Annotated in this window: 8 protein-coding genes; 5 read left to right on the top strand and 3 right to left on the bottom strand. The window is 68.7% G+C overall.

Going from position 1 to position 7,387, the window contains the following annotated elements; translation table 11 throughout:
- The 5 genes from pstC to phoB all read left to right on the top strand — a co-directional run.
- Positions 1 to 970 (top strand): phosphate ABC transporter permease subunit PstC (gene pstC / locus FHD68_RS16460; RefSeq protein WP_139086244.1); only part of this gene is annotated, 970 nt, incomplete at its 5' end.
- A complete protein-coding gene (pstA, locus tag FHD68_RS16455; RefSeq protein WP_045999860.1) occupies positions 967 to 2,304 on the top strand; it encodes a phosphate ABC transporter permease PstA in 1,338 nt (445 codons plus the stop codon). The genes pstC and pstA, both read left to right, overlap by 4 nt.
- Positions 2,305 to 2,325: 21 nt before the next feature.
- Positions 2,326 to 3,123 (top strand): phosphate ABC transporter ATP-binding protein PstB, encoded by a 798-nt coding sequence (gene pstB / locus FHD68_RS16450; protein WP_045982988.1) that lies wholly within the window; start codon positions 2,326 to 2,328, stop codon positions 3,121 to 3,123.
- 15 nt (positions 3,124 to 3,138) lie between these two features.
- On the top strand, positions 3,139 to 3,852 hold the full coding sequence (phoU, locus tag FHD68_RS16445) for a phosphate signaling complex protein PhoU (RefSeq protein ID WP_045982987.1): 714 nt from the start codon (positions 3,139 to 3,141) through the stop codon (positions 3,850 to 3,852).
- A 3-nt stretch (positions 3,853 to 3,855) separates the two neighbouring features.
- Positions 3,856 to 4,545 (top strand): phosphate regulon transcriptional regulator PhoB, encoded by a 690-nt coding sequence (phoB, locus tag FHD68_RS16440; RefSeq protein ID WP_045982986.1) that lies wholly within the window; start codon positions 3,856 to 3,858, stop codon positions 4,543 to 4,545.
- 9 nt (positions 4,546 to 4,554) lie between these two features.
- On the opposite strand, the gene FHD68_RS16435 is transcribed toward phoB, so the two are convergent.
- From FHD68_RS16435 to FHD68_RS16425, 3 genes are all read right to left on the bottom strand, one after another.
- Positions 4,555 to 6,255, bottom strand: a complete 1,701-nt coding sequence (locus tag FHD68_RS16435) for an ABC transporter ATP-binding protein (RefSeq protein ID WP_045982985.1) — start codon at positions 6,253 to 6,255, stop codon at positions 4,555 to 4,557.
- 8 nt (positions 6,256 to 6,263) lie between these two features.
- Positions 6,264 to 7,031, bottom strand: coding sequence for an ABC transporter ATP-binding protein (locus FHD68_RS16430; protein ID WP_127899549.1), 768 nt, complete (start codon positions 7,029 to 7,031; stop codon positions 6,264 to 6,266).
- Positions 7,028 to 7,387, bottom strand: a 360-nt coding sequence (locus tag FHD68_RS16425; protein ID WP_139086242.1) for an iron chelate uptake ABC transporter family permease subunit, incomplete at its 5' end; no start/stop codon positions are given. The genes FHD68_RS16425 and FHD68_RS16430, both read right to left, overlap by 4 nt.

The raw sequence follows: 7,387 nt of genomic DNA, 5'->3' as shown, positions 1-7,387 counted from the left end.
CGGGCTGCTGGCACTGGCCGCCGCGGTCGCGGGCCTGGGCTGGGCCGTGACGCGGGCCGGCCGCGGGTTTCGCGCGCGCAATTCGGTCGAGCGGATGGTGCTGGGCCTGACGATCTTCTGTTCGATGATCGCCATCGCCACCACGGTCGGCATCGTCCTGTCGCTGATCTTCGAGACGATCAGCTTCTTCCGCCAGTACAGCCTGGCCGATTTCTTCTTCAGCACCGTCTGGTCGCCGCGCTTCGAGGGCAATTCGCGTCTTGGCATGCTGCCGCTGCTGTGGGGGACGCTGTACATCAGCTTCATCGCGCTGCTGGTGGCGGTGCCCATCGGCCTGTTGGCGGCGATCTACCTGTCGGAATATGCCAGCCCCCGCCTGCGCAGCATCGCCAAGCCCGCGGTCGAGGTGCTGGCCGGCATCCCGACCATCGTCTATGGCCTGTTCGCGCTGGTGACGGTCGGGCCGATGCTGCGCGACTGGATCGCGCAGCCCCTGGGCCTGGGCAATTCCGGGTCGTCGGTGATGACCGCGGGGCTGGTCATGGGGATCATGCTGATCCCCTTCGTCAGCTCTCTGTCCGATGACATCATCAACGCGGTGCCCCAAAGCCTGCGCGACGGCGCCCTGGGCCTGGGCTCGACCCCGTCCGAGACGGTGCGCAGCGTCGTGCTGCCCGCCGCCCTGCCGGGCATCGTGGGCGCCATCCTGCTGGCCGCCAGCCGCGCCATCGGAGAGACGATGATCGTGGTCCTGGGCGCGGGCGCCGCCGCCACGATCAGCGCCAATCCGTTCGAGGCGATGACCACCATCACGGTCAAGATCGTCAGCCAGCTAACCGGCGACAACGACTTCTCCTCGCCCGAGACGCTGGTGGCCTTTGCCCTGGGACTGACGCTGTTCGTCATCACCCTGGGCCTGAACGTCATCGCGCTTATCATCGTGCGCAAGTATCGCGAGCAGTACGAATGACCGATCATCCCCGCGCCACCGGCGCCAAGTCGCTCTATGTCCAGGACGCGCGCACCCGGCGCCGCAACGCCGCCGAGAAACGGTTCCGCGCCTATGGGCTGACGGCCATCGTCATCGCCTGCACGATGCTGGCGGTGCTGGTCTTCACCATCGTGCGCGACGGGTCGGGCGCCTTCCGCCAGACCTATCTGTCGATCCCCGTGGCGCTGGACGCGCAGGTGCTGGACCCCAAGGGCAACCGCGACCCGGCCGAGATGGCGGGCGTGCTGACCCTGTCCTATGGCCAGGTGCTGGACCGGGCGCTGGATGCGGCGGTGGCGGGTCTGGACCTGCAGATCGAGGGGCTGGAGAGCGGCGACATCGACGGGCTGATCTCGCGCGATGCCTCGGCGCAGCTGCGTGACCGGGTGCTGGCCGATCCCGATCTGGTCGGGCAGACGGTGGACGTGAACGTCCTGGCGAACGGCCGCATCGACGGCTATTTCAAGGGCCGCGTCACGATGGAGACCGCGGCGCGCGACGCCAACACCTCTCCGGCGCAGCTGATGCTGGCGGACGAACTGGTCGAGGCGGGGCTGCTGGTCACACGGTTCAACGCGGGCTTCCTGACCGCCGCCGACGCCTCCGACCAGCGCCCCGAGGCCGCGGGCGTCGGCGTGGCGATCCTGGGTTCGCTCTACATGATGCTGGTGGTGCTGGTGCTGGCGGTGCCCATCGGGGTCGCGGCCTCGATCTATCTGGAGGAGTTCGCGCCCAGGAACCGCTGGACCGACCTGATCGAGGTCAACATCGCCAACCTGGCCGCGGTGCCGTCGATCGTGTTCGGAATCCTGGGCCTGGCCGTCTTCATCAACTTTGCGGGGCTGCCTGCATCGGCGCCCATCGTGGGCGGGCTGGTGCTGACGCTGATGACCCTGCCCACCATCATCATCGCCACCCGCGCGGCGTTGAAGGCGGTGCCGCCGTCGATCCGCGACGCGGCCCTGGGCGTCGGCGCCAGCCGCATGCAGACGGTGTTCCACCACGTCCTGCCGCTGGCCGCGCCCGGCATCCTCACCGGCACGATCATCGGCCTGGCCCAGGCTCTGGGAGAGACCGCGCCGCTGCTGCTGATCGGCATGGTGGCCTTCGTGCGCGAGTTTCCCGCCGCCCCGCCCGAGGGTCTGTTCGATCCGGCATCCGCCCTGCCGGTCCAGGTTTACAACTGGACGCAGCGCAGCGATCCGGCCTTTGTCGAGCGCGCCTCGGGCGCCATCATCGTCCTGCTGATCTTCCTTCTGTGCATGAACCTGCTGGCGATCTTTCTGCGCCGCAAGTTCGAGCGCCGCTGGTGATCGGCCCACAGGAGAGCCACCATGTATGACACCATCCGATCGGAGAGCGCCGTGAGCCAGCAGGACATCAAGATTTCCGCACGCGACGTGCAGGTTTTCTATGGCGAGAAGCAGGCGATCAAAGACCTGAACGTCGAGATCCTGGACAAGACCGTCACCGCCTTCATCGGCCCGTCGGGCTGCGGCAAGTCCACCTTCCTGCGTTGCATCAACCGCATGAACGACACGATCGACAGCGCCCGGATCGCGGGCCGGATCACCATCGACGGCGAGGACATCTATGACCGCCGCATCGACCCGGTGCAGCTGCGCGCCAAGGTCGGCATGGTGTTCCAGAAGCCGAACCCGTTCCCCAAGTCGATCTATGACAACGTGGCATACGGCCCGCGCATCCACGGCCTGGCGCGCGGCAAGGCCGAGCTGGACGAGATCGTCGAACGCTCGCTGCGCGGCGCGGCCCTGTGGAACGAGGTCAAGGACCGCCTGTCCGAGCCCGGCACGGGCCTGTCGGGCGGCCAGCAGCAGCGACTGTGCATCGCGCGCGCGGTGGCCACGTCCCCCGAGGTGCTGCTGATGGACGAGCCCTGCAGCGCGCTGGACCCGATCGCCACCAGCCAGGTCGAGGAGCTGATCGAGCAGCTGCGCACGCAGTTTTCCGTGGTCATTGTGACCCATTCGATGCAGCAGGCCGCCCGCGTCAGCCAGAAGACCGCCTTCTTCCATCTGGGCAACCTGGTCGAATACGGTGATACCGACGACATCTTCACGAAGCCCCGGGACAGCCGGACCGAGGCCTATATCTCGGGCCGGATCGGCTGATCGAAAGGACCTGACATGAACCGCGACAAGCATATCTCCTCGGTCTTCGACCGCGACCTGGAGACGATCCAGGCGATGGTCGTCAAGATGGGCGGCATGGTCGAGGCCGCGATCACCGACGCGTCGACCGCGCTGGACACGCGCGACCAGGAGCTGGCCGACCAGGTCCGACGCCGCGACAAGGCCATCGACGCGATGGAGATCCAGATCAACGAGGACGCCGCCCGCCTGATCGCACTGCGCGCCCCCACCGCGACCGACCTGCGGATGGTGCTGGCGGTGATGAAGATCTCGGCCTCGCTGGAACGGGTGGGCGATTACGCCAAGAACATGGCCAAGCGCACCGAGGTGCTGTCCCAGATGCCCGCCATCGCCGGATCGGGCATGGCGCTGCGCCGGATGAGCCAGGCGGTGAACCGGATGCTGCAGGACGCGCTGGACAGCTATATCCGCCGCGACGCCGACCTGGCCCATGACGTGCGTCAGCGCGACCTGGAGGTGGACCAGATGTACAACGCGCTGTTCCGCGAGTTCCTGACCCACATGATGGAGGACCCGCGCAACATCACCCCCTGCATGCACCTGCATTTCATCGCCAAGAACGTCGAGCGGATGGGGGACCATGCGACGTCCATCGCAGAACAGGTGGTCTATCTGGTCACGGGCGACCTGCCCGACGAGGCGCGCCCGAAAAGCAGCAGCGTCGTGGCCCCCGCGGCGGAGGTCTGAGGGATGGCGCGCCAGGCCCCCTGCGTGTTGGTCGTCGAGGACGAGGGCGCACAGCGCGAAGTCCTGCATTACAACCTCGAGGCCGAGGGTTTCGACGTGGTCATGGCCGACAACGGCGAGGACGCGCTGCTGCTGGTGGCAGAGGAGCAGCCGGACCTGATCGTGCTGGACTGGATGCTGCCGCGCGTGTCGGGCATCGAGGTTTGCCGCCAGGTCAAGGCCGATCCCGCGACCCGCAACATCCCGATCATCATGCTGTCCGCGCGCAGCGAGGAGGTCGACCGCGTCCGCGGCCTGGAGACGGGCGCCGACGATTACGTGGTCAAACCCTATTCCGTGGTCGAGCTGCTGGCCCGCCTGCGCACCCAGCTGCGCCGCACCCGCCCCGCCACGATGGGCGAGCGGCTGACCTTTGCGGACATCATCCTGGACGCCGCCGAACACCGGGTGTTCCGCGCCGGCCAGACGCTGCATCTTGGCCCGACCGAGTTCCGGCTGCTGTCCACGATGATGGAGAAGCCAGGCCGCGTCTGGACGCGCGAACAGCTGCTGGACCGGGTCTGGGGGCGCGACATCTATGTCGACACGCGCACCATCGACGTGCATGTGGGCCGCCTGCGCAAGGCGCTGATGAAGAACGGCGGCGACGACCCGCTGCGCACCGTGCGCGGCGTGGGCTATGCCCTGGGCTGAGGCCCGGATCTAGGCCGCCAGCCCCGCATAGATGCCGCCCTGCGACAGCAGGTCGGCATGGCTGCCCATCTCGACCACGCGGCCCCGGTCCATGACCACGATGCGGTCGGCGTTCCGGATCGTGCCCAGCCTGTGGGCGATCACCAGCGTGGTGCGGCCCACCGACAGGGCGTCCAGCGCCGACTGGATCTCGCGTTCGGTCTGGCTGTCCAGGGCGCTGGTCGCCTCGTCCAGGATCAGGATCGGCGGGTTCTTCAGGAAGGCCCGCGCGATGGCCACGCGCTGCTTCTGCCCGCCCGACAGCATCACCCCGCGTTCGCCCACGACCGTGTCCAGGCCCTGCGGCAGGCCTTCGATCATCTGCGCCAGCTGCGCCTTGGCGGCGGCCTGCGCGATCTCCATGTCCGAGGCGTCCAGGCGGCCATAGGCGATGTTCTCGCGCAGCGTGCCGCCGAACAGGAACACGTCCTGGCTGACCAGGCCGATCTGGCGGCGCAGGCTGTGCAGGCGCATCGCGGGCAGGTCCATCCCGTCGACGACGATGCGCCCCTGGCTGGGTTCGTAGAACCGCGGCAGCAGCGCCAGCAGCGTGGTCTTGCCCGCGCCCGAGGGGCCGACGAAGGCCACCGTCTCTCCGGCGCGGATGTCCAGGTCGATCCCCGACAGGATCGGGCGGTCGGGGTCATAGGCAAAGCCCACCCCCTCGAACCGGATGTCGCCGCGCAGGGCGGGGGCGTCGATCGCGTCGGGTGCGTCGGCGATCTCGGGGTCGGTGGCCAGCAGCTCCTGATAGCGGCGGAATCCGGCGATGCCGCGGGGATAGGTCTCGATCACCGCGGCGATCTTCTCCAGCGGGCGATAGAAGACGCCCACCAGCAACAGAAAGCCCACGAAGCCGCCGGTGGTCAGTTCGCCCGACAGCACGAAGCCCGCGCCCATGACCATGACGATGACCTGCACAAGCCGCAGGCCCATGTACTGCAGCGCGCTGGACGCCGCCATCACGCGGTACGCGTCCAGCTTGGCCTGGCGATAGCGAGCGTTGTCGGCGGCGAAGAGATGGCTCTCATGCGCCTCGTTGCCGAAGGCCTGCACTACGCGGACGCCGCCCAGGGTCTCCTCCAGGCGCACGTTGAAATCGCCGACGCGGGAATAGATCGCGCGCCAGGTCGCCGTCATCCGCCCGCCATAGACGATCACCAGGGCCAGCATGGCCGGCACGATCAGCGCCACGATGACCGCCAGCTGCGGGTTGATCCAGAACATCAGCAGGAACGCGCCGACGAAGGTCATCAGCGCGATGAAGGCGTCCTCGGGGCCGTGATGGGCGACCTCTCCGATCTCCTCCAGGTCACGGGTGACGCGGGCGACCAGCTTGCCGGTGCGCGCACGGTCGTACCAGCGCCAGGACAGCCGCGTCAGATGGTCGAAGGCGCGGGCCCGCATCGCGGTCTCGATGTTGATGCCCAGCTTGTGCCCCCAGTAGATCACCACCGTCAGCAGCCCGGCATTGACCGCATAAAGCGCCAGCAGCCCCCCCGCCGCGGCCAGGGTCAGTGTCCAGTCGCCCTGCGGCAGCAGGTGGTCGATGAAGGCGGTGACGGCCAGCGGAAAGGCCAGCTCCAGCAGACCCGAGACGACCGCGCAGCCGAAATCCAGCCAGAACAGGCCCAGATGCGGACGATAGTAGGAAAAGAACTGTTTCAGCATGCGGCCTCTCAGGCGGGGATGGCGACGGGGCGTCCGTCGGGGCGGGTCAGGACCTGCATCGGCAGGCCATAGATGTCGTGCAGCGTGTCGGGGCGCATCAGGGCGTCCGGGCCGCCCTGCCAGACCAGACGCCCGGCCTTCAGCGCCACGACATGGTCGCAGAACCGCGCGGCCATGTTGACGTCGTGCAGCACGATGACGGCACTGCGCCCCTGGTCGTGGCACATCGCGGCGACCAGGGCCAGCACCTCGACCTGGTGGGCGATGTCCAGCGCGCTGATCGGTTCGTCCAGCAGCAGCGTGCCCGCCTGCTGCGCGACCATCATGGCCAGCCAGACGCGCTGTCGTTCGCCACCCGACAGGGTGTCGACCAGCCGATCGGCAAAGCCCGCAACCCCGCATTCGTCCAGGGCGCGTGCGACGGCGGCATGATCGGCGGGGCCGAAGCGGCCCAGGGCGCCGTGCCAGGGATAGCGGCCAAGCGCCACCAGTTCCCGCACCAGCATGCCATCGGCCGGGGGCGTGGTCTGGGGCAGGAAGGCCATGCGGCGGGCCAGGTCGCGGGCGGGCCAGTCGGCCAGGGCGCGCCCCTCGAACCGGGCGGTGCCGCCTGCCGGGACCTGTCGGGCCAGCGCGCGCAGCAGCGTGGATTTGCCCGACCCGTTATGGCCGATCAGCGCAGTCGCCCGGCCTGCGGGCAGGTCCAGCGTGATGTCGTCCAGCAGCCGGCGACCGGGAACGTCGACCGACAGGCCGGACAGGTGAAAGAGCGTCATCGATGCCTCGTCATCAGCCAGATCAGCCAGGGCGCCCCGATCAGCGAGGCGAACAGCCCAAGCGGCAGTTCATAGGGAAAGCCGGCCATGCGCGCGCCGAAATCGGCGGCCAGCATCAGCCCCGCCCCGATCAGCGCCGATCCCGTCAGGTGGTCGGCCGGGCGGGCCAGGCCGATGCGGCGGGCCAGATGCGGGGCCATCAGCCCGACGAAGGACAAAGGTCCCGTGACCATCGTCGCGGCCCCCGTGGCCAGCCCCGCCAGCACGATCAGCGCCAGCCGTGCGGGTGGCAGGCCCAGCCCCAGGCCACGCGCGACCCCCGCCCCAAGCGGCAGCAGCGCCAGCCAGCGGCGCAG

The organism is Paracoccus marcusii (genome assembly GCF_006151785.1).
GTDB lineage: Bacteria > Pseudomonadota > Alphaproteobacteria > Rhodobacterales > Rhodobacteraceae > Paracoccus > Paracoccus marcusii.
The sequence above is the reverse complement of the archived record's forward strand: the minus strand, read 5'-3'. Positions and strand labels throughout refer to the sequence as shown.